The following is a 1,501-nucleotide window of genomic DNA, read 5'->3' on the forward strand; positions in this document are numbered from 1 at the left end:
GTAGAGGTGTACGAGGCTAGGCGCCCTGCCTTTTCAAATATTTCGCTCAGCGGTATCTTGTGAAGCCAGTTTGAAAGCTTTTCCCACTGATCTGTGCATTTGGTTGGGTCGAGATCGAATTTTTTGCTGAACAACTTTTGCATCGTCTCGATGTTGGCTTCGAGCCATGTTGTCATCAGCGGATCGAGAGGTTGTTTGAGGTTCAGAATCCGGTTCCGGATTGCATGAAGAGTGTGGAAGTTTTCCCATCGCCATGCGAACTCCTCGTACCGCCCTGGCGTTGCCAGAAGGTACTTTGAAACCGTATACAACTCTTCAATGTGACGTACATGCAGCAGCGCAGCGCGGCTCTTCCCTACAGCATCGATGGCTGCACAGTGATCTGCAATATCGCGGAGTACGTATAGCAGGACGTGGTAGAGAGGGTGGATTGTTATTGCCGACCTCCGAATCTCGGCCAAAACTTCATCAGCTTTGACTTTCAGCGGACGCCCTGCTAAGTCAAGAGCGTTGGGGTGATCTATGCCCCAGAACTCCTGCATGAACTCCAACAGCGATGCTTGTATTGCGTTGGCAGGTATGGCGAGCATGCTGTGAGGCCTAACGTTTGACATGAGCGGCGGCTGGAAGCAAGCGAAGCTTGCTGGAAGACGTCCGCTCGATGGAAGGGTTAGGCACCGGTGTATTCACTGCTGCGCCTTGCCTTGCTGCATACGAGCACGTACTTGCTCGCGCATGCGTTCGTTGAGTTGTTGAAACTCTCGAATGAGCTTGTCGCATGGCTCTTTCGTGGCCTGGCAAAGAGCGGCCATTTCAACGTAGACCTCTCCGTTTGGCCGCTGCTGGATGATGCGGCGCACGACGGCCGGATGCGCATAGTGACCTTCTGGAGTGAACGACCACACGGCAAATGCCGGGTTGGGCTCGTTGATGATGACCCAGCCGTCGGGTTTGGTGATGTTGATGCTGACACCAGGCTTCGCCTTGAGGGACTCAAGCGCCTGGGAAACGCTCGCATATCCGAGAGCTTGCGCTGCGCCCCGCGACTCCTCAAGCGGTACTTCGGACTGCGCCAGGCAGATTGCGCAGCTCGTGGCTAGAAGGAGTGTTGCGACGTAGTGTTTCATATGAGGTGCCTAACGTAGAAATGACCGGACCACCAACATGAGCGGCGGAGCCGCCTCCTGCTGTTGTGGGTCCGTGTCGATTGACATGTTAAAGCGCTCGCTCTTTAACAAAAGAATTTCCCGATTGGAACCGTGCCGGTAACCAGTACTAGTATGRGGTCAATCATGCATGATGCAAAGACGCCAACTCCTCGCCACAGGGCATCGAGGCCACTTGCGCAGAGGGCAACCGCACGCAGACTTCGAGCTTTGGGGTTGACGAGGGGCGCGACCAGCGACCAAGCCACCCAGCGCAAGGGGAGATAGAAGGCCAGGTAGGCAACCAAGACAAATGCGGGTTGACTTTCCCAGTGCTGGCTCTGGAGCCACTCGCC

The 1,501-nt window shown here is 55.3% G+C and carries 2 protein-coding genes; both read right to left on the bottom strand.

Translation table 11 applies throughout. The features are described from left to right. Positions 1-590: hypothetical protein (locus AC1DWI_RS22820; RefSeq protein WP_477725868.1), on the bottom strand; the 590-nt coding region annotated here is incomplete at its 3' end. 96 nt (positions 591-686) lie between these two features. Beyond that, positions 687-1,127, bottom strand: a complete 441-nt coding sequence (locus AC1DWI_RS22825; RefSeq protein WP_477668236.1) for a hypothetical protein — start codon at positions 1,125-1,127, stop codon at positions 687-689. Positions 1,128-1,501: the final 374 nt, after the last annotated feature.

Source organism: Polaromonas sp. P3_C2 (genome assembly GCF_056402675.1).

Bases quoted from the DNA above. Each gene is read 5' to 3' on its own strand.
- AC1DWI_RS22825 (WP_477668236.1), bottom strand. From the start codon at position 1,127: ATGAAACACTACGTCGCAACACTCCTTCTAGCCACGAGCTGCGCAATC.